The 23,309-nt window shown below is 70.4% G+C and carries 23 protein-coding genes; 12 read left to right on the top strand and 11 right to left on the bottom strand.

Annotated features, from left to right (window positions below):
- Positions 1 to 3: 3 nt before the first annotated feature.
- From ABII15_RS24630 to ABII15_RS24655, 6 genes are all read left to right on the top strand, one after another.
- Positions 4 to 954, top strand: a complete 951-nt coding sequence (locus ABII15_RS24630; protein ID WP_353944467.1) for a type II secretion system F family protein — start codon at positions 4 to 6, stop codon at positions 952 to 954.
- A 7-nt stretch (positions 955 to 961) separates the two neighbouring features.
- Entirely contained in the window at positions 962 to 1,864 is a 903-nt protein-coding gene (locus ABII15_RS24635) for a DUF5936 domain-containing protein (protein WP_353944468.1), read from the top strand.
- A 239-nt stretch (positions 1,865 to 2,103) separates the two neighbouring features.
- Entirely contained in the window at positions 2,104 to 2,307 is a 204-nt protein-coding gene (locus tag ABII15_RS24640) for a hypothetical protein (protein WP_353947184.1), read from the top strand.
- A 35-nt stretch (positions 2,308 to 2,342) separates the two neighbouring features.
- On the top strand, positions 2,343 to 2,912 hold the full coding sequence (locus ABII15_RS24645; RefSeq protein ID WP_353947185.1) for a pilus assembly protein TadG-related protein: 570 nt from the start codon (positions 2,343 to 2,345) through the stop codon (positions 2,910 to 2,912).
- Between the two features lie 21 nt (positions 2,913 to 2,933).
- On the top strand, positions 2,934 to 3,518 hold the full coding sequence (locus tag ABII15_RS24650) for a hypothetical protein (protein WP_353944469.1): 585 nt from the start codon (positions 2,934 to 2,936) through the stop codon (positions 3,516 to 3,518).
- A 1-nt stretch (position 3,519) separates the two neighbouring features.
- Positions 3,520 to 4,137 carry an OmpA family protein gene (locus ABII15_RS24655; RefSeq protein WP_353944470.1) on the top strand — a complete coding sequence of 206 codons (618 nt, stop codon included), beginning with the start codon at positions 3,520 to 3,522 and terminating at the stop codon, positions 4,135 to 4,137.
- A gap of 19 nt (positions 4,138 to 4,156) precedes the next feature.
- Here the strand turns inward: ABII15_RS24655 and ABII15_RS24660 are convergent, their stop codons facing one another.
- The 3 genes from ABII15_RS24660 to ABII15_RS24670 all read right to left on the bottom strand — a co-directional run bounded on the left by ABII15_RS24660 (position 4,157) and on the right by ABII15_RS24670 (position 8,053).
- Positions 4,157 to 5,839: a protein kinase gene (locus ABII15_RS24660; RefSeq protein ID WP_353944471.1), complete on the bottom strand. Its 1,683-nt coding sequence runs from the start codon at positions 5,837 to 5,839 to the stop codon at positions 4,157 to 4,159.
- A 113-nt stretch (positions 5,840 to 5,952) separates the two neighbouring features.
- The gene (locus ABII15_RS24665; protein ID WP_353944472.1) at positions 5,953 to 7,269 is read right to left on the bottom strand and encodes a cytochrome P450; all 1,317 of its coding nucleotides are present in this window, start codon (positions 7,267 to 7,269) and stop codon (positions 5,953 to 5,955) included.
- Positions 7,270 to 7,525: 256 nt separating this feature from the next.
- Complete coding sequence (locus tag ABII15_RS24670; RefSeq protein ID WP_353944473.1) at positions 7,526 to 8,053, bottom strand: DinB family protein; 528 nt, start codon at positions 8,051 to 8,053, stop codon at positions 7,526 to 7,528.
- Between the two features lie 110 nt (positions 8,054 to 8,163).
- On the opposite strand from ABII15_RS24670, the gene ABII15_RS24675 reads away from it, so the two are divergent.
- Complete coding sequence (locus ABII15_RS24675) at positions 8,164 to 8,979, top strand: class I SAM-dependent methyltransferase (protein WP_353944474.1); 816 nt, start codon at positions 8,164 to 8,166, stop codon at positions 8,977 to 8,979.
- 560 nt (positions 8,980 to 9,539) lie between these two features.
- Here ABII15_RS24675 and mgrA read toward each other — a convergent pair.
- Positions 9,540 to 10,577, bottom strand: a complete 1,038-nt coding sequence (gene mgrA / locus ABII15_RS24680; RefSeq protein ID WP_353944475.1) for an L-glyceraldehyde 3-phosphate reductase — start codon at positions 10,575 to 10,577, stop codon at positions 9,540 to 9,542.
- A 119-nt stretch (positions 10,578 to 10,696) separates the two neighbouring features.
- On the opposite strand from mgrA, the gene ABII15_RS24685 reads away from it, so the two are divergent.
- The 4 genes from ABII15_RS24685 to ABII15_RS24700 all read left to right on the top strand — a co-directional run bounded on the left by ABII15_RS24685 (position 10,697) and on the right by ABII15_RS24700 (position 15,765).
- Positions 10,697 to 11,470, top strand: coding sequence for an isoprenyl transferase (locus tag ABII15_RS24685; RefSeq protein ID WP_353944476.1), 774 nt, complete (start codon positions 10,697 to 10,699; stop codon positions 11,468 to 11,470).
- Between the two features lie 338 nt (positions 11,471 to 11,808).
- A complete protein-coding gene (locus ABII15_RS24690; RefSeq protein ID WP_353944477.1) occupies positions 11,809 to 13,134 on the top strand; it encodes a PhoH family protein in 1,326 nt (441 codons plus the stop codon).
- 408 nt (positions 13,135 to 13,542) lie between these two features.
- Positions 13,543 to 14,250: a lytic transglycosylase domain-containing protein gene (locus ABII15_RS24695; RefSeq protein ID WP_353944478.1), complete on the top strand. Its 708-nt coding sequence runs from the start codon at positions 13,543 to 13,545 to the stop codon at positions 14,248 to 14,250.
- Between the two features lie 153 nt (positions 14,251 to 14,403).
- On the top strand, positions 14,404 to 15,765 hold the full coding sequence (locus tag ABII15_RS24700; RefSeq protein WP_353944479.1) for an AI-2E family transporter: 1,362 nt from the start codon (positions 14,404 to 14,406) through the stop codon (positions 15,763 to 15,765).
- 138 nt (positions 15,766 to 15,903) lie between these two features.
- On the opposite strand, the gene ABII15_RS24705 is transcribed toward ABII15_RS24700, so the two are convergent.
- Complete coding sequence (locus tag ABII15_RS24705; RefSeq protein WP_353944480.1) at positions 15,904 to 16,434, bottom strand: alkyl hydroperoxide reductase; 531 nt, start codon at positions 16,432 to 16,434, stop codon at positions 15,904 to 15,906.
- Between the two features lie 16 nt (positions 16,435 to 16,450).
- The gene (locus tag ABII15_RS24710) at positions 16,451 to 17,005 is read right to left on the bottom strand and encodes a peroxiredoxin (protein WP_018089323.1); all 555 of its coding nucleotides are present in this window, start codon (positions 17,003 to 17,005) and stop codon (positions 16,451 to 16,453) included.
- 194 nt (positions 17,006 to 17,199) lie between these two features.
- Here ABII15_RS24710 and ABII15_RS24715 point away from each other — a divergent pair, with 194 nt between their 5' ends.
- Positions 17,200 to 18,102 carry a LysR substrate-binding domain-containing protein gene (locus tag ABII15_RS24715; RefSeq protein ID WP_353947186.1) on the top strand — a complete coding sequence of 301 codons (903 nt, stop codon included), beginning with the start codon at positions 17,200 to 17,202 and terminating at the stop codon, positions 18,100 to 18,102.
- A gap of 185 nt (positions 18,103 to 18,287) precedes the next feature.
- On the opposite strand, the gene ABII15_RS24720 is transcribed toward ABII15_RS24715, so the two are convergent.
- The 5 genes from ABII15_RS24720 to ABII15_RS24740 all read right to left on the bottom strand — a co-directional run bounded on the left by ABII15_RS24720 (position 18,288) and on the right by ABII15_RS24740 (position 23,118).
- Positions 18,288 to 20,606 carry an FtsX-like permease family protein gene (locus ABII15_RS24720; protein ID WP_353944481.1) on the bottom strand — a complete coding sequence of 773 codons (2,319 nt, stop codon included), beginning with the start codon at positions 20,604 to 20,606 and terminating at the stop codon, positions 18,288 to 18,290.
- Complete coding sequence (locus ABII15_RS24725) at positions 20,603 to 21,292, bottom strand: ABC transporter ATP-binding protein (protein WP_353947187.1); 690 nt, start codon at positions 21,290 to 21,292, stop codon at positions 20,603 to 20,605. The genes ABII15_RS24720 and ABII15_RS24725 overlap by 4 nt, the downstream gene beginning before the upstream one ends.
- Complete coding sequence (locus ABII15_RS24730; protein ID WP_353944482.1) at positions 21,292 to 21,819, bottom strand: PadR family transcriptional regulator; 528 nt, start codon at positions 21,817 to 21,819, stop codon at positions 21,292 to 21,294. The genes ABII15_RS24725 and ABII15_RS24730 overlap by 1 nt, the downstream gene beginning before the upstream one ends.
- 139 nt (positions 21,820 to 21,958) lie before the next feature.
- Positions 21,959 to 22,192, bottom strand: coding sequence for a hypothetical protein (locus ABII15_RS24735; RefSeq protein WP_353944483.1), 234 nt, complete (start codon positions 22,190 to 22,192; stop codon positions 21,959 to 21,961).
- Complete coding sequence (locus tag ABII15_RS24740) at positions 22,189 to 23,118, bottom strand: SPFH domain-containing protein (RefSeq protein ID WP_353944484.1); 930 nt, start codon at positions 23,116 to 23,118, stop codon at positions 22,189 to 22,191. Before ABII15_RS24740 ends, ABII15_RS24735 begins: the two co-directional genes overlap by 4 nt.
- Between the last annotated feature and the right edge of the window lie 191 nt (positions 23,119 to 23,309).

Genomic DNA, 23,309 nt, shown 5'->3' on the forward strand with positions numbered 1-23,309 from the left:
GGCATGACGGGCCCGGTCCTCATCGCCCTCGGCGCCACCGTTCTCGCCTGCGTCGTCGCCGTCGCGGGCGCGCACGTCTACGCGTCCGGACGCGCCCAGCGCCAGGCGCTCGTCGACCGCCTCGACGACTACCCGGCCGGCGGCTCCGGACCCGGCGCGGGCGGCCGGACCCGGCGCTTCCGCTCCCTCGACCGCCGCCTGCGCCGCACCCGCCTCGGCAAGGCGCTGCACCTGCGCCTCTCGGCCACGGGCCTGGACCTCACCCCGGGCGAGTTCTTCGTCTATGTGGCCGTGGTCGTCGTCGCCCTGTGGCTGGTGGCGGCGACGGCCCTGGCCCCGTTCTTCGGGCCGATCGCGGGCGCGGTGGGAGTCTGGAGCGCCGTCATCTTCCTCAACTGGCAGCGCCAGAAACGCATCGAGGCGTTCATCAGCCAACTCCCCGACGTGGCACGCCTCCTGGCGAACGCCACGGCCGCGGGACTGGCCCTGCGCACCTCCCTTGCCATGGCGGCGGAGGAGCTGGAAGCCCCGGCGGGCGAGGAACTCTCGCGCGTGGCGGACCAGTTGTCGCTCGGCCACTCGGTGGACGACGCCCTCGACGAACTGGCGGCCCGCCTGCCCTCCCGCGAACTCATCGTCCTGGTGACGACGCTGGTCCTGGCGAACAAGGCGGGCGGCACGGTGGTCTCCTCCCTGCGCAACCTCACCCAGACGCTTGAGGACCGCAAGGAGACCCGGCGCGAGATCCGCACGATGCTCTCCGAGGTCAACGCGACGGCCTTCACGGTCCCGCTGCTCGGCCTCGGCTCGCTGATCCTCGTCAACGCCTCGAACGACGGCGCTCTCGCCCGCGTGACCGGCTCCGCGATCGGCCAGACCCTCATCCTGGTCTCCCTCGGCCTCTACGCGATCGGCTTCTTCGTCATCCGCCGCCTGGGAAAGATCGAGGTCTGAGGCGCTCATGTCCACCACCGTCATCGGCCTCCTCCTCGCCCTCCTCATGGGCGCGGCCGTCCTCGGCGTCTTCCTGGGCGTACGGATGTACCGGGCCGACGCCAAGATCCCCAGCGACCTGGCCCTCGCCCTGGAGGTCGGCGCCAGCCGCGTCTCGGCCCCGTCCTCGGCGGTCGACCGCCTGGGCATGCGGTTCGCTCCGCTGGTCCTGCGCTTGATGGGCCCGCGCCGGGTCGACGCCAAGCGCCGCCGCATCGACATGGCGGGCAACCCCGGCGGCCTGACCATCGACCGGTACGCGGCACGGCGGGCGGTCTACGGCGCCTTCGGGCTGGTCATGGGCCTGGTCTTCCTCTCCGTCGGCCGGCCCCTCTTCGCCCTCTTCACCTTCGCCTTCGGCGCGCTCGCCGCCGACGCGCTGATCCTCCAGGCCATGCGCGAACGCAAGGACGTCATCGACCGCACCCTCCCCGACTTCCTCGACGTCCTCGCGGTCGTCGTCTCGGCGGGCCTCGGCTTCCGCCAGGCCCTCGACCGGGTCGCCGAGAAGTACGAGGGCCCGTGGGCCGACGAACTCCGCATCACCCTGCGCCAGATGGACATGGGCGTCCCGCGCCGCCAGGCGTTCGACGAACTCCGGCGCCGCAACTCCTCCGAGCAGGTGGCCCAGTTCGTCTCGGCCCTCCAGCAGGGCGAGGAACTGGGCTCGCCCATCGCGGACACCCTCATCCAACTGGCCACGGACATGCGCCGCACGGATGCCCAGAATTCGCGCCGCCGCGCCGCGAAAACCATCCCGAAGGCAACCATGGTCACCCTGGTCTTCATGCTCCCGGCCACCATGATCCTGATCGGCACGGGCATGTTCCTCGGTTCCGGCTCCAACTTCGGCTCAATACTGGGCCGTTGAGTGGCTACAGTGTTCCCTGACCGCAGTTGGCAGTTGCGAACGCGACGGGGGAGGACGCGGGATGCGATCGGCAACACAGGTGACACTGCGGACAACGCGAAATCAACTTCCGGTCAAGCGACAGCAGTTAATTGTCGAATCCGCATACAAGCGGTTGCTGGTCGCGTACGTTGCGTACGGTACGCGCGCGAGCGTGGCCGTCGTACGGGGAAGGGGAGATCGTGACCAGGGATCGGCTCATCGGGGTGTGGGTCAAGTGGACGGTTTCGGTGTCGGAGCGGCTCCGCGGGGCTCGGCGAGATTCTGGGGCCGGGTTCGTGGAGTATGCGGGGCTGATGATTCTGATCGCGGGGATCTTCGTGGCGATCGATCAGCTCGGGCTGGACGGAAAGATCTCCTCGGCGGTCGGCAATGCTGTCGCCCGCGTCACCGGAGGCGGCTGAGCCCACAAGGGCTCAGTGACGATCGAGGGTCCACGCTGCCGATCTACATCTGGCTCACCGGGATTCTGCTGTTCACAGCGTTCGCCTTCTTCGCCTTCGCCCAGGCCGCATCTGCGCGCAACGGTGCCCAGTCCGCTGCGGACGCGGCGGCTCTGGCTGCCGCACAGTCCACGCGTGACGAGCTGATGGACGGTCTGGGACGGGCCGTCGGCGATGGTGACAACTGGTTGGACTGGCTCGACGGGCAGGGTGCCCCAGGGGTCGGCGCCCAGGCCGCAGCGGAGCAACTGGCCGCCGAGAACGACTCGGAGGTCGTCAGTCTTCACGACGGCATCGTGGTCAATGGCTTCCCTGGCTACCGGGTTGAGGTCAGGACCCTCTACACGGTCGGCGACACGATCATCCCCGGCACGGAGACCCAACACGCGACGGCACATGCCACTGCGGTCATCCAGCCACGCTGTGATTTTCCCGCGGACGCCGATTTCAAGAAGATCGTCAATCTTGACTGTGACGGCACCCAATTCGAGATCGATCCCGAGCACTTCGACTTGGAGGACCTGCCCGACGCGTCGGCCCTGTTCTCCGTCCACCTGGCCGACTGACGAGAAAGCGAAGCCGTAGCGATGAACCTTCGGCGCACCACGACGACCCGCCGGGCACTGGCCGCGGTGGCAATCACGACTGGACTCGTCTTCACTGCCGTTGGTTGTGGCGGTGACGACAAGAAGGGTGATGATGCGGCCACATCGTCGGCAGCGACGGAGAAGGACGGCGGCGACAAGCCGAAGGCGTCCCAATCAACGTCAAGTGAGCCTTTGGCCGAGGTGAAGAACAAGGGCGTGACGCTCACGATCACCTCAGCCACGAGGGATCAGGGAGGGTTCGTCACGCTGAACGGCACGGTGACGAACGGAACCTCAGGTATCTGGCTCGGTACCGACTGGAAGAGCGACGAGAGCGAGCTGCAGTCCAACGGTGGGTCCCTCGCAGGTGCCAGCCTTGTGGACCAGGCTGGAAAGAAGAAGTACCTGGTCCTTCGGGACACCCAAGGGCGCTGCCTCTGCACAAAGTTCCAGGGCGGAGTCGATCCGGGCAAGTCCACAGACTGGTTCGCCCAATTCCCCGCACCCCCGCAAGGAACAACCTCCGTCCAGCTCCAGGTCCCCACCATGCCCCCGGCCCAACTCGACATCACCGAGGGCGACTGACATGCCCCGCCGCCACCTGACCGCCGCGACGCTCACGGTCCTCCTGCTCGCCACCGGCACCGCGGTGGCCCACGCGGACGACGGCAAGCCCTCCGCCCCGCCCGGCAGCACCACCACCTCCGCGCCGCCGGACGTCGACGCCAACAGCCCGGGCCTCAAGCTCGCCGACGGCGCCACGCTGGCGCCCGCCAAGGTGCTGGACATCAAGTCCGTCGTCGAGGACCTCTCCGGCGACGAACGCCGCTCCGACACCAACGAGACCGTGACGTTCGCCCTCCAGGCCGAGGTCCTCTTCGCGAAGGACAGCGCCAAACTCAACCCGGACGCGCGGTCCCGCATCCAGGCCATCGCCGACGAGATCAAGTCCCAGAAGGCGACCACGGTCCGGGTGTTCGGGTTCACCGACAACCTGGGCTCGTACGCGCACGGCCTGACGCTCTCCAAGAAGCGCGCCGAAGCCGTCCACGACCAGCTGACGACGGCCCTCGGCGCGGCCGGCGGCGACGTCACCTTCCAGGTCCGGGGCTACAGCGAGGACTACCCCATCGCGGACAACGGCAGCGAAGAGGGCCGCAAGAAGAACCGGCGCGTGGAGGTCTCGTTCCCGAAGAGCGGCTGAGCCGGGCCGGGGGGTCCGCCTACCGGGCCCGCCACACCGTCAGCGCCCCGGACAGGAAGCTGGAGCCGCTCTTGGGGAGCGCGGTCGACTTCGCCTGGACCACGAACAGGCCGATGTAGCCGTCGGGGTGCCGGAAGCAGATCTCGCTGCCGGTCGTGATGATCGCGAGCGGCAGCCGGGTGTCGGCGCCCTTGCCCGCGAGGTAGGCGCGGCAGGTGTCGAGGGAAGCGCCCGGCTTGTCGTACACCGGCGCGATCACGCTCGTATCGGTCACCAGCGCACAGCTGGTCTCCTTGGCGCACGAGAAGCGGATGTCGCCCTTGCGGTCGTCGCGGTCGACGCCGTCCTTGATGCTCAGCGAGTTCTTCTCGGTCAGCAGCTGGAGAGGGTACGGGGTGGCGACCGGCGAGCCGGACGGACCGCCCTGATCTCCCGCGGCCTGGTCCGCACTCCGGTCGCCCGTATCGGACTTCTGGTCTGCCGCCGATGTCGCCCCGGACGCCGGGGGAGAGGCCGAACCGTTCGACCCCGTAGGGGATTTGGCGCGGTTCCCGTCGGAGCCGAACAATCCGCCCGCGTCCCCGACCGTCCACGCCAGCGCCGACAGCACCAGCACCGCCGCCGTCACGGCCGCGCCGACGGCCAGCCGGGCACCGCGTCTTCGTGCGGGCGGCCCGCTCGGCCCGGTCGGCGCGGCCCACGGGTCCCGGGGCGCGGCCGGCGCGGCCACCGTGAACGGAGCCGTACGCGAAGCCGGAGCCGCAGCGGAGGCGGGCGCCGGAACCGGCACCTCCGTCCCCACCACCTCGCGCCACACAGCGGACCCGCCCGAATCCACCTCGTCCCCGAGCCCCCGACGGCACCACTCCACGATCTCCGTGAGCGTGGCCCGCTCGGCCGGATCGGCGGCCAGGCAGCGGGCGATCAGCGGCCGCACCTCCTCGGGGAGCGGCGACAGATCCGGCCGGGAGTGGACGATGCGGTACAGGACGGTGACCCCGGGGCCGTCGCCGTACAGCGGAGCGCCGAGCGCCGCGAACGCCGCCGTCTGGCCGAGCGCGAAGACGTCCGTGGCCTGCGTGACCTCGGCGCCGGACGCCTGTTCCGGCGCCATGTACTGGGGCGTGCCGATGGCCAGGCCGCCGCTCGTCGCCGTGTACGAACTCAGGCCCGAGGCGAGCGAGATGCCGAAGTCGATGACGCGCGGGCCGTCGGCGGCGAGCAGGACGTTCGAGGGCTTGAGGTCGCGGTGCACGACCCCGGCGGCGTGGATGGCCTGCAAGGCCTCGGCCACGCCCGCCATCAGCCAGAGCACCGCCGACGCCGGCAGCGGGCCGCGCCGCGCGACCGCCTCCGCCAGCGAGGGCCCGGGCACGTACAGCGTGGCGAGCCACGGCGGATCGGCGTCCGCGTCACCGTCGATCAGCTCGGCCGTGTACGCGCCCCGCACCCGCCGCGCCGCCTCCATCTCCCGGCGGAAGCGCCGCCGGAAGGAGGGGTCGTCGGCCAGCTCGGAGCGGACGACCTTGAGCGCCACCGGGCGGCCGCCCTGCGTGTGCGACAGATAGACCCGGCCCATGCCGCCCGCGCCGAGCCGCGCCGCCAGCCGGTAACCGGCCACCTCCACCGGATCGTCGGCCTGCAACGGCGCGAAACCCGCACCGGGCCCGCCCCGCGCCCCCGCGTCACCCCTGACATCCATGCTTCCCCGGCCCCTTCCCCTGCTCCCCACGAGCCCCCGGTCAACCAAGAGTTGACCCGTGTATAGGGCAGCAGCCTATGCGGACCGGGCAGGCGGGACCTTCGGCACTCGCCCTAGAGCCGCACGGGCAGCGAGTCCACCCCGTACACGATCGACAGCTTGCGGAACTCCAGCTCCTCAGGGGCCACCGCGAGCTGCAACTCGGGGAAGCGGCGCACCAGTTGGGGGAAGGCGGCGCGCAGCTCCATCTTGCCGAGCTCGGCGCCGATGCAGCGGTGGATGCCGTACCCGAAGGCCAGGTGGGACGCGGTGGGCGGGCGCGCGGGCAGGAAGGCGTCCATGTCGTCGCCGTCCCCGCCGAGCCGCGGGTCCCGGTCGGCGGCGCTGAGCGACACGATCACGATGTCGCCGCCGGATATCGGTACGCCGCCTATCTCGACGTCCTCGCGGGCGAACCGCGGGAACGCCGTCTGCACGACCGTGAGATGACGCAGCAGTTCGTCCACGAAGGGCGCCGCGACCGCCGCCGGGTCCTCCGTGTCGCGCAGCGCCGCGAAGTGCTCCCGGTCGCTGAGCATGATCATGGTGCCGAGCGCGAGCATGCTCGCCGTCGTCTCCAGACCGCCGGTCAGCACGCCGTCCGCGAGGCCGGTCAGCTCCTCGTCGGTGATGTTGTCGCCGTGTTCGCGCACCAGCATGCCGAGCAGGCCCTCGCCCGGGTGGCGCCGCTGCTCGGCGACGACACCGCGCAGATAGTCCAGCGACTGCGACACGGCTCCGAACGACGCTCCCGCGCCGCCCAGCACGTCGAACCGGGCCACGGAGAACTGCTGGAACGCCTCCCGCTCCTCGTAGGGGACACCCAGCAGTTCACAGATCACCAGCGCCGGCACCGGCATCGCGAAGTGCTCGACGAGGTCGGCCGTGCCGTCGGGCGACTCGCGCACCGCCTTCTCCAGCTGGGCCAGTTGCTCCTCGACGATCGCGTGGATGCGCGGCGTGAGCCGGGAGAGGCGGCGCATCGTGAACTCGGGCGTGAGCAGCCGGCGCAGCCGGGTGTGGTCCGGCGGGTCGCAGAAGCCGAGCCCGCCCGGGTTCTGATCGGCGCCGGCCCCGCCCACGCCCACCAGGTGCCGGAAGTCGTTGCTGAACGCCTTGGCGTTGCCGAGGACTTCCTTCGCCTCGTCGTAGCCCGACACGAGCCAGACCGTCATGCCGGGGATCGGCAGTCTGCTGACCGGCTCCCGGTCGCGCAGCGCGCCGATCTCGGGAACCGGGTCGACACCCTCGCGGCGCAGCGGCAGCAGCGCGCCGTCGGGCAGCTTCGACAGGATCGACAGATCCAGGCCCGTCCCCTTTCTCCGCAGGCGGGAGAAGTAGAGGCGGGTCAGCCAGCTCGCTATCGCGGAACGTGCAGATCGTACGTACATGTGCTCGCGTCTCTGCGGTGAAGTGGGACGGACGGGCCCTGCGTGGGGGACGTGGGCCAAGGTGGTGAAGCGGCGGGGGTGCGTCAAGGGTATGTGCGTCCCCGGGGTGCCGGAAAAGAGGGCCAGCCCCTGAGAAATCCCTGTGGACATCCCCCGTACATCCCTGAGGACACCCCCCGACCGGCCCCCGAGACCCCTCCGACCGGCCCCCGCCCGGCCGCCGACAGTCCCTCGGCGGAACCCCGACCGGCCGAGGCTAGCCGCGCGCGTCGGGCAGCGGAGGCAGGAAACCGGTCGTGCCGTCGGTCAGCTCGCGCAGGATGTCCATGTGCCCCAGGTGCCGGGCTGTCTCCTCCAGCATGTGCACCAGCACCCAGCGCATCGACACCTTTCTGCCGTCCCAGGCCGTGCCCGTCTCCTCCAGGGGGATCTCGGCGATGGCCCGGTCGGCGGCGGTGCGCGCACGCGCGTAGAACGCGAGCAGACTCTCGACCGTCTCGTCGTCGGCCGCCACGATGTCCTCGCCCTGGTACGGGTCGAACCACAGCGGCTCGGCCTCCCGGCCGAACGTCTCGCAGAACCAGCCGTACTCCACCGACGCCAGATGCTTGACGAGCCCCAGCAGATTCGTCCCCGACGGCGTCAGCGGCCGCCGGGCCCGCTCCTCGTCCAGCCCCTGGAGCTTCCACACGACACCGTCCCGGTGCCGGTCGAGCGCCACGTGCAGGCTCTCCTTCTCCGTGCCCTCGTACGGGACGTGCCGCATCGTCGGCCTGCTGGTCATGGCTGGTCCTCCCCCTGTCCGGTGGGCAGAAAATAGCAGGAGCCCCGGACAGCGCCCCGGCGCCGGAAAAGGAGAGGAGCGCTCCGGTCCGCCCTGGGACCATGGGTGTCATGAACGACGAGGACACCAGGGACACCGGCCGCACCACGGGACAGGCGGCGCACACCGCACACAGGTCCTTCGAGGACCTCGTCGCCGAGGCGGTCGCCGCGCCCACCGAGGGCTGGGACTTCTCCTGGTTCGAGGGCCGCGCCACCGAGGAGCGGCCCTCGTGGGGGTACGCCCGGCTGATGGGGGAGCGGCTCGGCACCGTCGACTCGGCCCTCGACCTGCACACCGGCGGCGGCGAAGTGCTCGACCTGGCCCCGCGGCTGCCGCTCCTGACGGCCGCCACCGAGGGCTGGCCGCCGAACGTGGCGAAGGCCTCCCGCCGGCTCGCCCCGCGCGGCGTGGTCGTGGTCGCGTCCCCCGACGACGCCCCGCTGCCCTTCGCCGACGCCACCTTCGACCTGGTCACCGCCCGCCATCCGGTCAGGGCGGACTTCCCCGAGATCGCCCGCGTGCTGCGCCCCGGCGGCACCTACTTCGCCCAGCACGTCGGCCCCAGCAGCGTGTTCGAGGTCGTCGAGTACTTCCTCGGCCCGCAGCCCGAGGAGGTGCGCCGCGGCCGCGACCCGCAGCAGGAGATCGCTCAGGCGCGGGCGGCGGGCCTGGAGATCGTCGACCTGCGCGCCGAGCGGCTGCGCATCGAGTTCTACGACATCGGGGCCGTCGTGCACTTCCTGCGCAAGGTCGTCTGGATGGTCCCGGGCTTCACCGCGGAGGCGTACGAGCCCCAGCTGCGCGCCCTGCACGAGCGGATCGAGAAGGAGGGGCCGTTCGTGGCCCACAGCTCCCGCCACCTGATCGAGGCGCGCAAGCCGTAGGGAACGTCAGACGAGCAAACGGTGCAAACCGGGCGCCTGGAGCAACCGATTCCGCATCGTTACCGAGACGCACTCGATCCTCACGTAAACCTCACGTAAGTTCAGACCAACGGCAATTCGCGCCAGCAAAGCTGCGCGGCGGTACCGCGCGGTGGAGGGGGCCGCGCGGTACCGCTTGCCACCTCCCGGGCCCGGCGCCCCCGCCACGCGAACCGAATGCGCCATATCCGCGACGGCCTTCGCGGGCGGCCCCGGCGGCGTCAACCTCGTGCATGACACGGGAGAGGGATGCCGAACCTTCGGCGAAGCGCCTGTGAAGACGGGGTCAAAGACGCCTGTGGGCCCGCTGTGGAGCGGCCGGAAAGCTACCTCCAGCAGTCGCCGGGCGATTGCGGAGAGTAGTTGTGGAGCGCCGATGGGCGCATCCGCACTTACGAAGGGTTATGGTGGAAACCCCCCCTCGGGCCGGTCCGTCTCCCCCCCCACGGACCGGCCCGTTTTTTGTCCGCACATACGGACACGACAAGCCCCGCTCAGGGGCCCGCCCGGGGCGAACCGGATCAGCTGCGCCCGGCCCAGATGTTCGTACCCGGCGTGGAGACCGCGAACGAGTCGATTTCGGTCAGTTCCTCGTCGGTCAGCTTGCTGGCCGCCAGCGCCGCCACGTTGTTCTCCAGCTGCTTCACGCTGGAGGCGCCGATCAGGGCCGACGTCATCCGCTCGTCGCGCAGCACCCAGTTCAGCGCGAGCTGGGCCAGCGACTGGCCGCGGCGCTGCGCGATGTCGTTCAGCCCGTTCAGTCGGCGGACCACGTCCTCGCTCAGGAGGTTCGGGTCGAGCGACTTGCCCTGCGTGGCGCGCGAGCCCTCCGGGATGCCCTTCAGGTACTTGTCCGTCAGCAGGCCCTGCGCGAGCGGCGCGAAGGAGATGCAGCCCATGCCCGCCGTCTCCAGCGTGTCGAGCAGGCCGTCGTCCTCCGTCCAGCGGTTGATCATCGAGTAGGACGGCTGGTGGATCAGGGCCGGGACGCCCATCCCCTTGAGCAGCCGCGCCGCCTCGGCCGTCTGCTCGCTGGTGTACGAGGAGACGCCCACGTACAGCGCCTTGCCCTGCTGGACCGCCGACGCGAGGGCGCCCATCGTCTCCTCGAGCGGGGTGTTCGGGTCGAAGCGGTGCGAGTAGAAGATGTCGACGTAGTCCACGCCCATCCGCTTCAGCGAGGCGTCCAGCGACGACAGCAGGTACTTGCGGCTGCCCCACTCGCCGTACGGGCCGGGGTGCATCAGATAGCCGGCCTTGGTGGAGAGGACCAGCTCGTCGCGGTACGGGGCGAAGTCCTGCGCGAAGATCTTGCCGAAGTTCAGCTCGGCCGAACCGGGCGGCGGGCCGTAGTTGTTCGCCAGGTCGAAGTGGGTGACGCCCAGGTCGAAGGCGCGGCGCAGGATCGCGCGCTGGGAGCCGAGGGTGCGGTCGTCCCCGAAGTTGTGCCACAGGCCGAGCGAGATCGCGGGCAGCTTCAGACCGCTGCGGCCCGTGCGCCGGTACTCCATCGCGTCGTAACGGTCGGCCGAGGCCGCGTAGGGAGAGGTGTCGTTCATGGATACGAAACTACGTCAGGGAGCTGTCGGTGCACTGACACCCCACAGCTCCCACCCGGGTTTGCGGCTGTAGGCTTTCGCCTTCGGGGACCGTCGTCTGCACGGAGGGGCAAAAGACCGTGAACCTGCGGGACAGGCTGCGCGGCCTGCTGGTCAGGCTGTACGCACGCCGGGTCGAAGGCCATCTGGACCACGACCAGGTGCCCAAGCACATCGGCGTCATCATGGACGGCAACCGACGCTGGGCGAAGGCCGCCGGCTCCACCCCGGCCCAGGGCCACCAGGCGGGCGCCGCCAAGATCGAGGAATTCCTCGGCTGGTGCAGCGAGACGGACGTCGAGGTCGTCACCCTGTGGCTGCTGTCGACGGACAACTTCGACCGGCCCGCCGAAGAACTGGTGCCGCTGCTCGGCATCATCGAGGACACCGTCCGCGCCCTCGCGGCCGACGGCCGCTGGCGCGTCCACCACGTGGGCACCCCCGACATCCTCCCCGAGGGCATGCAGGGCATCCTCAAGGAGGCCGAGGAGGCCACCGCCCACCGCGACGGAATACTGGTCAACGTCGCGATCGGCTACGGCGGCCGCCAGGAGATCGCCGACGCCGTCCGCTCGATGGTCCTGGACGCCGGGGACAAGGGGCAGTCGATCGAGGAGCTGGCCGACGCCGTCTCCGTCGACCTGATCGGCGAGCACCTCTACACCAAGGCCCAGCCCGACCCCGACCTCGTCATCCGCACCAGCGGCGAGCAGCGCCTGTCGGGCTTCATGCTCTGGCAGACGGCCCACTCCGAGTACTACTTCTGTGAAGTCTTCTGGCCGGCGTTCCGGAAGGTCGACTTCCTGCGCGCGATGCGCGACTACGCCGCCCGGCACCGGCGTTTCGGCGGCTGAGCCTCCCTCGCCCGGGGCGCACCCGGGGGACGTACGACATCAGGAGTTAACGCACGCGCCGTCCTATGCCCTGGCATGGCTGCGCGTGTTCGAGGGAATAACCCTCCCAGGTCGGTGCCCGCACCAAGGACACCGCATCTCAGCGGGCGGCACGGGGCCGCCCGCCCGGGAGGCCCTTTGCACCAGGACGACCGCACACGAATCCGTGCGGATGACGACTTGGAGGGCCGGCTCTCGGCCCGCGCAGCGGTGCCGACGACCGGCAGCCTTCGCCGGTGTCCCCGGCCCAGAAACTCCTCCGTCGCTCCCCGACCTCATCCGAGGGGGTACGTCCTTCCGTGGTGACCAGCAACAAGCGCCTGCGCAAGCCCGAACGGCGCACTTATGTTCTCGACACCAGCGTCCTGCTGGCCGATCCCAACGCCATGACCCGCTTCGACGAGCACGAAGTCGTGCTGCCGATCGTCGTGGTCACGGAGTTGGAGGCCAAACGGCACCATCCCGAGCTCGGGTACTTCGCCCGGCAGGCCCTGCGCCTGCTCGACGACTACCGGGTTCGCTACGGACGCCTGGACGCCCCGATCCCCACCGGAGACGTGGGCGGAACGCTGCGCGTCGAGCTCAACCACTCCGACCCCTCCGTGCTCCCGGCCGGTTACCGCCTGGGCGACAACGATTCCCGCATCCTGGCGGTGGCCCGCAATCTGCAGGCCGAAGGGCTCGACGTCACCGTCGTGTCGAAGGATCTCCCGCTCAGGATCAAGGCGTCGTCGGTCGGGCTCCTCGCCGAGGAGTACCGCGCCGAACTCGCCATCACGGACTCCGGTTTCACCGGAATGTCCGAACTGACCCTCGCCGGGGAACAGGTCGACCTGCTCTTCGAGGAGGAGACGCTCTACGTTCCCGAGGCCGCCGACCTCCCGGTGCACACCGGACTGACGATCCACTCCGAGCGCGGCAAGGCCCTCGGCCGGGTCACGCCGGAGGGCAACGTCCGTCTGGTGCGCGGCGACCGGGAGGCCTTCGGGCTCAAGGGGCGCAGCGCCGAGCAGCGGATCGCGCTCGATCTGCTGCTCGACCCGGACATCGGCATCGTCTCCATGGGCGGCCGGGCCGGCACCGGCAAGTCCGCGCTCGCGCTCTGCGCGGGCCTGGAGGCCGTCCTGGAGCGGCGCCAGCACAAGAAGGTGATGGTCTTCCGTCCGCTGTACGCGGTCGGCGGCCAGGAACTCGGCTATCTGCCCGGCAGCGAGGCCGAGAAGATGGGGCCGTGGGCGCAGGCCGTCTTCGACACCCTCTCGGCCGTGACGACCCGGGACGTCATCGAGGAGATCACCGCCCGCGGCATGCTGGAGGTCCTGCCGCTCACCCACATCCGCGGCCGCTCGCTGCACGACGCGTTCGTGATCGTGGACGAGGCCCAGTCCCTGGAGCGCAACGTCCTGCTGACGGTGCTCTCCCGCATCGGGGCGAACTCGCGTGTCGTCCTCACCCACGACGTCGCCCAGCGCGACAACCTGCGGGTCGGCCGGTACGACGGTGTCGTCGCCGTCGTCGAGAAACTGAAGGGCCATCCGCTGTTCGCGCACGTCACACTGACGCGCTCGGAGCGGTCGCAGATCGCGGCCCTGGTGACTGAAATGCTGGAGGACGTCCAGATTTAAGGAAGTTCGCCCCGATAGGCGCCGTCCGGAGAAGCCAGAGAGCTTAGCCGGGCGGCGTCTGCGTGCGCGGGCGTTTCCTGAATTCCCCTGCGCCAAACGGGGTGTGACCTTTCCCACGCAACGCAGAATTGCCTAGCGGCGTCCGAATACGGCAGAGTCACGGTCCTGTCAGGCCCCGCATACGACACTTGCGTACCCCCAGCGGTACAGAACCACCGCAGTACCAGCTGCACCCTGAACTCCATACCGGCCGTCGTATGCCGCCCGCGCACCACGCGGCGCTCCCCGCAAAGGAGTTGCCCACCGGGCCCGTGCCTCCCGTGACCCCGCAGTTGGGAGGCCAGCGTCAGGGGCACGATTGCGTCCGCGATGGTCACACTCAAGCGGGCGATGCTGGAAGGAAACCGTGTGAGCCGGATTTCGGTCCGGGGATTCGCAGTGGCTTCGGCCACCGCGGTCACCACTGTCGGCGCCGTCGTGGGTGTTGCCTCGGGCAGCACCGCTCAGCCTGCCGAGGCTGAGGCCACGGCGAGCGACGCGACCCTCCTCGCCGACATACCCGCGGGCCAGCAGGCCCAGGTTCAGACCTCGTCCCTCGAGCAGCAGGCTCAGACGCAGGCCATCGCCGCGGACAACGCTGCGCAGAAGACGGCGGAGGAGGCGGCCCGCAAGAAGGCCGCCGAGGACGCCGTCGCGAAGCAGCAGGCCGCGCAGGAGGCGAAGGAGAAGGCCGAGAAGGAGGCCAAGGAGCGCGAGGAGGCCAAGAAGGCCGCCAGCCGCTCCGAGACCCGCGACGCCTCCAGCTTCGCCACGCAGTCCTCGTACTCCGTCGCCCAGATCCAGGCGATGGCGCGTCAGATGGTGCCGGCCGGCCAGTTCCAGTGCTTCAGCAACATCGTGAACCACGAGTCGAGCTGGAACTACCGGGCCACCAACGCCTCGTCGGGCGCCTACGGTCTCTTCCAGGCACTGCCCGCGTCCAAGTACTCCTCCGCGGGCGCGGACTGGCAGACCAACCCGGCCACCCAGATCAAGTGGGGGCTGAACTACATGGACTCGCGATACGGCAGCCCGTGTGACGCCTGGTCCTTCTGGCAGGCCAACAGCTGGTACTAGGACGCGTTCGCGTTCAACCTTCCGGAGCCCCTCACCGTCTTACGGTGAGGGGCTCCGGCCGTACCAGCATGTACGGTCGGTGTGAAAAGTGCCCCAGGGGGAACTGGGGGTGCTGCCACGGGGACCCCCGCGGGGGAAATCAGAGGACGGATCATGTCGCGAGTTCCAGGCTGGCTCGGCCGTGTAGGGGCCGGAATCAGCAAGGTCGGCGAGCGCCTGGACGAGCGCAGGGCCGAGGCGGAGCGGGACGGGGACGGCGACCTGCCGACACCGCAGCCCGCGGCATCGGCGAAGGCGGCCGCACCGGCGCCGGACTCGCCCGCGAACGACCGGGTGCCCGCGCCGCCCGCCTACGCCCCGGCCGTGACGTCCCGGCCCGAGCCCGTCGCCGCGGTGCCCTGGGGGCTGCGCGTCGCCGCCGAGGCCGGCTGGCGGCTGCTGATCCTCGCGGGCGCGCTCTGGGTCCTGATGAAGGTCATCAGCTCCGTACAGCTGGTGGTGTTCGCGTTCGTCGCGGCGCTGCTCATCACGGCGCTGCTCCAGCCGACGGTGGCCCGGCTGCGCCGGCACGGGGTGCCGCGCGGGCTCGCGACGGCGCTCACCGCGATCCTCGGCTTCGTCATCATGGGGCTCGTCGGCTGGTTCGTGGTCTGGCAGGTCCAGGAGAACATCGACACGCTCTCCGACCAGGTCCAGGACGGCATCGACGAGTTGCGCAAGTGGCTGCTCAACAGCCCGTTCCACGTCACCGAGGACCAGATCAACGACATCGCGAAGCAGCTGCGCGACGCGATCGGCGCGAACACGAACGAGATCACCACGGCGGGCCTGGAGGGCGTCACCGTCATCGTCGAGGCGATGACCGGCATCCTGCTGGCGATGTTCTCGACGCTGTTCCTGCTCTACGACGGCAAGCGCATCTGGGAGTGGACGCTCAAGCTCGTCCCGGCGCAGGCCCGGCCGGGCATCGCGGGGGCGGGGCCGCGGGCGTGGCGCACGCTCACCGCGTACGTCCGCGGGACCGTCATAGTCGCCCTCATCGACGCCATCTTCATCGGCCTCGGCATCTTCTTCCTCGGCGTGCCGATGGCGGTGCCGCTCGCCGTCTTCATCTTCCTGTTCGCGTTCATCCCGCTCGTCGGCGCCGTCGTGTCGGGGGCGCTCGCCGTGGTGGTGGCGCTGGTGACGCAGGGCGTGTTCACTGCCGTGATGGTGCTGGTCGTCGTGCTCGCCGTGCAGCAGATCGAGGGGCACATCCTCCAGCCGTTCATCCTCGGGCGGGCCGTACGGGTGCATCCGCTGGCGGTCGTGCTCGCCGTCGCCACCGGGAGCATGGTCTCCGGGATCGGCGGCGCCGTCGTCGCCGTGCCGCTCGTCGCCGTCACCAACACCGTGGTGGGGTACCTCCGGAGCTGGTCCCAGGAGGCCTCCCTCCGCCACGCCCCGTCCCCCCGCGGCGCCACCGCCACCCCGGTCGCCCCGGTGGACCCGCCATCGAGCGCGCCCGAAGACTGAGGCACGGGCCGCGCGCAGCGCATGCCTTCAGGGGCGCGGGGACCTGCGCGACCAGCCCCCACCGGGCCGCACGTGACCACGAGACGCAAAAAGGTCGGCCCCGGCACAGGAAGTGCCGGGGCCGACCAGTAAGCCCGGTTACGCCAGGATGGCCTCGGCGTCGAGAGTGACCGCCACCGCCTGAATGACGGACGCGATCTTGAACGCCTCCTGCACGATCTCCCGGTCGACCCCGGCCTTGCGGAGCACCTGCTCGTGCGAGTCGAGGCACATCCCGCAGCCGTTGATCGCGGAGACCGCGAACGACCACAGCTCGAAGTCGACCTTGTCGACGCCGGGGTTGCCGATGACGTTCATCCGCAGACCGGCGCGCATCGTCCCGTACTCGTTGTCCGAGAGCAGGTGACGCGTCCGGTAGAAGACGTTGTTCATCGACATGACGGCGGCAGCCGACTTCGCGGCCTTGAACGCCTCCGGCGACAGGTTCGCCTCGGCCTCCGGCGCCAGCTCGCGCAGCACGTGCGGCGAGCGGGACGCGATGGCCGTGGCCAGGACCGTGCCCCACAGCTGCTGCTGCGGGAGGTCCGAGTTGCCGATGACCGAGCCCAGGTTGAGCTTCAGGTCCTTGGCGTAGTCCGGTATCGCGGACTTCAGTTCGTCGAGAGCCATGTCAGAACCCTCCTGTTCACTCGCCCGAGAGCAGCGCGACCGGGTCCAGGGTCTCGTCGCCCTTGCTCCAGTTGCACGGGCAGAGCTCGTCCGTCTGGAGGGCGTCGAGGACCCGCAGGACCTCCTTGGGGTTACGGCCGACGGAGCCGGCGGTCACCATCGTGAACTGGATCTCGTTGTTCTGGTCGACGATGAAGACGGCGCGCTGCGCGAAGCCGTCCTCGCCCTCGATGCCGAGGTCACGCATGAGCTCGTGCTTCGAGTCGGCCAGCATCGGGAAGGGCAGGTCCGTCAGGTCCGGGTGGTCCTTGCGCCAGGCGTGGTGCACGAACTCGGAGTCGCCGGAGAAGCCGAGGACCTGGGCGTCACGGTCGGCGAACTCGTCGTTCAGCTTGCCGAAGGCGGCGATCTCGGTGGGGCACACGAAGGTGAAGTCCTTGGGCCACGCGAACACGATCTTCCACTTGCCCTCGTAGGTCTTGTGGTTGATCTGCTCGAACTCCTGGCCCTTCTCCAGCGAGACGCAGGCGGTCAGGTCGAACTCGGGGAACTTGTCACCGACAGTGAGCACACGCTCTCCTTGCAGCTAGAAAGGTCCCTTTTTGGGGGACTTTTCTGTGGGTTGGACTGTGATTGATCGTGGCACAGAGTGCATTGATTACGGAAATAGCTAGACTCGGTCGTGTTGATCGGAGGTGGCTATCAGTGGCCGTCAGCAAGGGAAAGCCCGCAGGTGGGCGGCGCAGGCAGCCGAGCCTGGCGCAGATGCGGGCGTTCGCCGCGGTCGCGGAGCATCTGCACTTCCGGGACGCCGCGGCGGCGATCGGGATGAGCCAGCCCGCCCTGTCGGGAGCCGTGTCGGCCCTGGAGGAGGTGCTGGGGGTGACCCTTGTCGAGCGTACGACGAGAAAGGTGCTGCTCTCGCCCGCCGGGGAGCGGATCGCGGTGCGGGCGCGCGCCGTGCTCGACGAGGTCGGGGCGCTGCTGGAGGAGGCCGAGTCGGTCCGGGCGCCGTTCACGGGCGCGCTGCGGCTCGGGGTGATCCCGACCGTGGCGCCCTATCTGCTGCCGACCGTGCTGCGGCTCGTCCACGAGACGTATCCGGAGCTGGATCTCCAGGTGCACGAGGAGCAGACCTCGTCGCTGGTCGAGGGGCTCGGAGCCGGGCGGCTCGACCTGCTGCTGCTCGCCGTGCCGCTCGGGGTGCCCGGGGTCGAGGAACTCCCGCTGTTCGACGAGGACTTCGTGCTCGTCACGCCGATGGAGCACTGGCTGGGCGGGCGGGAGGGGATTCCGCGCGAGGCGCTGCGCGAGCTGAATCTGCTGCTGCTCGACGAGGGGCACTGTCTGCGCGATCAGGCGCTGGACATCTGCCGGGAGGCGGGTCGTGGTGACGTTCCCGTCACCACGACCGCCGCCGGGCTCGCCACGCTGGTCCAACTCGTCGCCGGCGGGCTCGGGGTGACCCTGCTGCCGCGGACCGCTGTGGCCGTCGAGACCAGTCGCAGCAGTCAGTTGCTGACCGGGTACTTCGCCGAGCCCGCGCCCACGCGCAGGGTGGCTCTGGCCATGCGCGCCGGCGCGGCTCGCGCCGCGGAGTACCGGGAGTTGGGTTCTGCTCTGCGGGACGCGCTGCGGGGGTTGCCCGTTCGGATACTGGGGGGTTGAGATTCTGCGCGTGGCCGGCCGCGGGTTCGTCGTGGCTGGTCGCGCCCACGCGGCGGAGCCGCACATCGACACGGCCCCGCGCCCCTGATGGGGTTCCCGTTCGTGGTCGACTGCTGCGCCGTCGTGGCTGCTCGCGCCCACGCGGCGGAGCCGCACATCGATACAGCCCCGCGCCCCTTGCGGGGCTACTCGGTGCGCAGGCCCTCCGGGCGCATCAGGCGGTACAGGGGTGGCAGGCTCAGGAGGGTTACCGCTGCGATCGCCGCCAGGGCCACTCCCGCCAGGGGGAGGAACGACAGCCAGTCGGTGACCGGGGAGCCGACCATCCTCAGCATCAGGGTGCCCAGTGCCAGACCGCCGCCGATCGCCACCGCCATGCCGAGCACGACCGGGATCGCCGTCTGCCACAGCACCGACCAGGCCAGCGTGGCGCGGCGGGTGCCGTAGGCGACGAGGATCGACAGCAGACGCCTGCGGTCGCGGAGCTGCTCGATCTGCGAGACCAGCAGGGACGCCGCGATCAGCGTCATCGTCAGGGCCGCGGCGGAGAACAGGCCGCGCCGGATCGCGTTGTACTCGTCGTTGATCTCGACCGTCCGGTACTCCGAGACGCTCATCGTCGGATCGATCCGGTAGGCGGTGTTGCGGACGTACTCGACGGCGTCCGGCACGTTCGGGTCGAGCCGGATCTGCGCGGACACCATCCCGTTGGCCAGGTCGCGCACGTCGACGGTGGACGGGGTGGCGAGGATGCCGCCGTAGTGGTTGCCGTCCGGGGCGCGCCGGGACGGAACCGTGCGGGCGTTCCCGGGCACGGTCCAGTGCGCCTTCGTCTCGACGTCGTCGATGACGAGCCGGGCGCCGGGCTTGGCGTCCTTGGCCAACGCCTTTTCGTTGTCGGGGAAGTCGGAGCCGGTGGCACGGAAGACGTCGCCGTCCTTGCAGGAGGGCAGCTTCGCCAGCTCCCGCAGGGTGGCGCAGGAGCCGACGGATAGCGGCACGGTGTGCGAGGCGACGCCGGAGTCGGGCTTCGCGCCCACCGCGGTCATGGAGCTCTCGATGGTGCCGATCACCTGGTCCACGCCCTTGGTCCCGGTGAACTCCCGCACGATCTTCTCGGCCGTCCGGCCGGAGACGACATCGGCGCTGACGCCGATCTGGGCCCGGGTCGGGTCCTGCCCCGTGGACTCGCTGAAGTCCCCGTTGATACCGCCCACGTACATCTGCAGGGCGATGCCGCCCGCCACCGCGATGGTGATCCCCGCCGCCGCGCGGCTCGCGCCGGTGCTGTGCAACTGGAGCCTGCGCACGGCCAGTTGCCACGGCACGGGGCCGCCGCGCAGCCGGTGCACGACCGCCTCCACCAGCCACGGCAGTACGAGGACCAGGCCGATCAGGGTGAGCGCGATGCCGGTGGCGGTCTGGAAGACGCCGAACCGGCCGAGCGAGGACGCCGAACCGCTCGTCAGCAGCAGCACCACGCCGACGGCCGGCACCACGAGACGCCACCACAGGCGGCGGGAGCGGGTGCGGCCGCCGCGGACGACACCCAGCGGCTCGATCGACACCGAGCGCAGCGCGAACACCGTGACCGCGACCGCCGAGACGGGTACGGCCACCAGCACCAGGACGGCGAGGGCCGGTACGGGTCTGAAGTCCGAGGGGAACGCCGACAGCCGCCAGATCTCCACGACCCCGAGCAACTGCCGTCCGGCGAGGAAGACGAGGACGCCGAGGACGAGGCCGAGCAGCGTGCCGAACAGTGCCTCGCCCGCCGCCGTGCGCCGCGTCGTCCGGGCGTCCGCGCCGACCAGGCGCAGCGCGGCGAGGCGCCGGTCGCGCCGCTCGCCGCCGAACCGGACGGCCGTCGCGATGAAGATGGCGACCGGGACCAGCAGCACGACGCAGGCCAGCACGATGAGCACGATGAGGCTCGGGTCGAGGGCGGGACGGTCGTAGCTCACCCCGTAGTGGTCGAGGCGGGCGGTGCTCGTCCCGTAGGTGAGCGTGTCGCTGCCCGCGTAGAGGTACAGCTCGAAGGGGTTGTCCAGGCCCGCCGGGTGGATCGTGCCGACGGTGCGGTAGTCGTAGCGCTCCTTGAGGAGCTTGCCGTCGGGGGAGTCGAGCAGCTTCTTCAGGGCGGGCGAGACCACCATCTCGCCGGGGCCCGGCAGCTTGTCGACGCCGGGCGGCACCGGCGGGTGCGCGCCCTCGGGGCGCAGCAGCGAGCCGCTGATGTACTCGCCGCGGAAGTCGGACGAGATGCTGGCGGAGATCATCGTGTCGTCGCCGGGCTTGAGGGCGTGGTCGACGCCGACGCCCGGCAGCCGGGTGTCGCCGCGCTCGTTGCGCTCCTGCATGAACGTCGGCACCGAGGCCGCGCCGAGCAGCACGGCCACGCCGAGGGCCACGCCGACGGCGGTCAGCAGGGTGCGGATCCAGCCCTCGCGGCCGCCGGACACGGCGAACCGCATACCGAGGGCGAGGTCGCGGAGGAAGCTCATCGGGCGTACTCCATGTCCCGCGACTTGCCGTCCCGTACGACGATCTCGCGGTCGGAGTAGGCGGCGACCCGGGCCTCGTGCGTGACCAGGACGACGGCGGCGTTGGCACCGCGCGCGGCCTCGGTCAGCAGTTCCATGACCCGCTCGCCGTTGAGGGAGTCCAGGGCGCCGGTCGGTTCGTCGGCGAAGAGCAGGCGCGGGTTCGTGACCAGCGAGCGGGCCACGGCGACGCGCTGGCCCTGGCCGCCCGATATCTCGCCGGGGCGCTTGGCGGCGAGGTCGTCGACCTCGAGGCGGGCCAGCCAGGAGGCGGCCTGCCGCTCGGCCTCCCTGCGCTTGGTGCCGTTCAGCCGCAGCGGCAGCGCGACGTTCTCCACGCAGGTCAGCTCCGGGACCAGCTGGCCGAACTGGAAGACGAAGCCGAACTCCGTGCGGCGCAGGGCGCTGCGCTCGGCGTCGGACAGCGCGGTCAGCTCGCGGCCGTCGTAGGTGATGGTGCCGGAGTCCGGGGTGACGATGCCGGCCAGGCAGTGCAGCAGCGTCGACTTGCCGGAGCCGGACGGGCCCATGACGGCGACGACCTCGCCGGGGTGGACGGAGAAGGAGGCGCCGTCCAGCGCGGGCGTCGGGCCGTACGCCTTGTGCAGATCGGTGGCGGTGAGCAGGGCACCGGGGGGCGTGGACATCATGAGGGGCGTACCTCCGCGGCGAGTCGGTCGAGGCGCGCGGCGGTCAGTTCGAGCCAGCGCAGGTCGGCTTCCAGGTGGAACAGGGCGTGGTCGCAGATCAGCTGGTCGGCGAGGTCGCCCTTGCGCTTGCGGTCCGTGAGGATGCGCATGAGGCGCAGGTGTTCGGCGCGCTGGGAGTCGAGGATGGTCGCGGCGTCGCGCTCGGTCAGCAGCGCGAGGACGACCTTCGTGTAGAGCGTCGACTGGAGGTACGGCTCCGGCTTCTCCGGGGTCGCCAGCCACCGCTGTACGTCGGTGATGCCGGCGTCGGTGATCGCGTACCGCTTGCGCTCCGGGCCGTCGCCGGCCTCGATCCCGTCGACCTCGACGAGGCCGTTCTTCAGGAGGCGGGACATGGTCGAGTAGACCTGCCCGTAGTGCAGCGGCTTGTCGTGGCCGAACGTCGAGTCGAAGGTGCGCTTGAGGTCGTAGCCGTGCCGGGGGCCGGCTTCCAGGAGCCCGAGAAGGGTATGGCCGATGGACATGAGGGTGACTGTACACCGTGTGTATACCCGGGGTGTATACCCACCTGCGGGCCGGTGGGCGTCGATCGCGCGGTTCCCCGCGCCCCTGGGCGAGCGCAGCTCGCTTCAGGGGCGCGGGGAACTGCGCGACCAGCCGTACTCAGCCGTCGGCCGCCGAATCGTCCGTGCCGTCCGGGCTCTTGGGCGGGCGGCCCCGGCGGGGTATCGGCCCCGCCCCGCCGGGAAGCCGCCCGGTCTCCGCGAGAGCCCGCCGCAGCAGAAACTCGATCTGCGCGTTGGCCGAGCGGAGCTCGTCACCGGCCCACCGCGCGAGCGCGTCGTACACGGCGGGATCGAGCCGCAGCAGCACCTGCTTACGCGGACGGGGAGTCACTGGTAGAGCGTCCCGGTGTTCAGCACGGGCTGGGCGGCCCGGTCCCCGCAGAGCACCACGAGCAGGTTCGAGACCATCGCGGCCTTGCGCTCCTCGTCCAGCTCGACGATGTCCTGCTCGGAGATCCGGGCGAGCGCGGCCTCGACCATGCCGACGGCGCCGTCCACGATCTGCCGCCGCGCGGCGACCACGGCACCGGCCTGCTGCCGCTGGAGCATCGCCGAGGCGATCTCCGGCGCGTACGCGAGGTGCGTGAAGCGGGACTCGATGATCTGGACGCCGGCCGCCTCCACGCGCGCGTGCAGCTCGACGGCCAGCTTCTCGGTGATCTCCTCGGCGTTGCCGCGCAGCGACAGGCCCTCCTCCTCGTGCGCGTCGTACGGGTACTCGATCGCGATGTGCCGCACCGCCGCCTCGGTCTGCGTCGAGACGAACTCCAGGAAGTCGTCGACCTCGAAGGTGGCCTGCGCGGTGTCCTCGACCTTCCACACCACGACGGCGGCGAGCTCGATCGGGTTGCCGTAGGCGTCGTTGACCTTCAGGACGGCCGTCTCGTGGTTGCGTACGCGCGTCGAGATCTTCGTGCGCGAGGTGAGCGGGTTCACCCAGCGCAGCCCGTCCGTGCGGATCGTGCCCCGGTAGCGGCCGAAGAGCTGGACGACGCGGGCCTCGCCCGGCGCCACCATGTTCAGCCCGCTCATGGCGAAGAACGCGGCGATCGCGAGCACGATGCCGACCGCGATCAGGGCGCCCTTGGCCCCGGCCGAGTCGACCCCGGCGCCGACGGCGACCAGCGCGGCGCCGACGATCAGCCCGACGAGGCCGAGCAGCAGGGCGAGACCGCCCCCGATGCTGGTGGCCGTGAATTCGCGCACGCCGGTCCTGGGCATCTGCGGTACATCGGGTGTGGCGTCCGTCTCGGGCATAACTGTCCCCGTTTCCCTGAAACATCGCTGAGCTGCTGGTTCGCGTCGGAGGTGGCGCGGACCCTGTCTAGCAAAGTGATATCACTTTAACTCAGACAGCAACCTTCCGCATCTGTTGCTCGTCGGTTCTCTTGGGGCGCGTGCTGATTGTCACGTCCCGAAAAGCCCGGACAGTCCGGTTTTGGCCGGTA

This window comes from Streptomyces sp. HUAS MG91, assembly GCF_040529335.1.
Taxonomy (GTDB): domain Bacteria; phylum Actinomycetota; class Actinomycetes; order Streptomycetales; family Streptomycetaceae; genus Streptomyces; species Streptomyces tabacisoli.